The organism is Vibrio sp. 1167, from assembly GCF_033340375.1.
Taxonomy (GTDB): Bacteria; Pseudomonadota; Gammaproteobacteria; order Enterobacterales; family Vibrionaceae; genus Vibrio; species Vibrio alginolyticus.
On record NZ_JAWOWK010000136.1, the window covers coordinates 1 to 1,018 of the forward strand.

The 1,018-nt window shown below is 48.5% G+C and carries 1 protein-coding gene; it reads left to right on the forward strand.

What is annotated here, in order from left to right; translation table 11 throughout:
- The coding region (vmeY, locus tag R7Z78_RS24905; RefSeq protein ID WP_169643701.1) for a multidrug efflux RND transporter periplasmic adaptor subunit VmeY at positions 1-1,000 on the forward strand (1,000 nt) is incomplete at its 5' end.
- Between the last annotated feature and the right edge of the window lie 18 nt (positions 1,001-1,018).

The following is a 1,018-nucleotide window of genomic DNA, read 5'->3' on the forward strand; positions in this document are numbered from 1 at the left end:
CTACCAACCGAGTAAATCATATATCGGTCGCATTGAAGCGGTAGAAGATACCAATATCACAGCACAGATTTCAGGCTATTTACAAGCTCGTCATTTTGAAGAAGGACAAATGGTAGAAAAAGGTCAGCTTCTTTATTCTATTGAACCTTCTTCTTTTGAAGCACAAGTGGCAAGTGCGAAAGCAGCGTTAGCACAAGCAAAAGCTTCGCTTAAAAAGGCAGAGCTTGACCACCAACGCGGCAAAAACCTGCTTCCTCGTGGCAGCATCTCCCAATCGGAATTTGATGCGTTGACAGCAACATTGCTAGGCGCGCGTGCAGAACTAGAAGCTGCGAATGCACAGCTTAAACTTGCAGAAGTCAACCTTTCGTACACGCAAATCCGAGCGCCGTTTAGTGGTCGTATTAGCGACACTAAAGTGAGTACTGGTGATCTGGTTTCTCCATCTGCAGGTGTGCTGACGACGCTCGTGAGCCTAGATCCTGTGCACACTTCGTTTAGCGTCAGTGAACGTGAGCGTTTAGCGATGGGAATGGATCGAATTAAAGGCGATGGTTCGGCCGAGTCGAACGGTGTGGAAGTGCAACTAGAGCGAGAAAACGGCCAGTTTTTCGAACATCTAGGTCAGCTTGATTTCTTGGGTAACCGTATTGATACCAAAACGGGCACGATTGCTATGCGTGCGTTGGTGCCAAACCCAGAACACAAACTGCTTCCTGGCCAGCACATCAAAGTCAACTTACGTGATAAGAATACGCGAGATGTCATCGTCGTGCCTCGTCGTGCGGTGCAAACTGACCTAGAAGGTGACTTCGTGATGGTGACAACGGAAGGCAACGTCGCTGAGCGTCGCAATGTAGAACTTGGCCCGCAAGTCGAGCAGGGCATCATCATTCGCGAAGGTCTTGAGAAAGGTGAAGCAGTTATCACACAAGGTCTACAGCGTGTTCGTAATGGCGTAGAAGTGCGTGTTCAAACTCCAACTGAAGACAAACAGTAGGAGGCCACATGTTAAGTC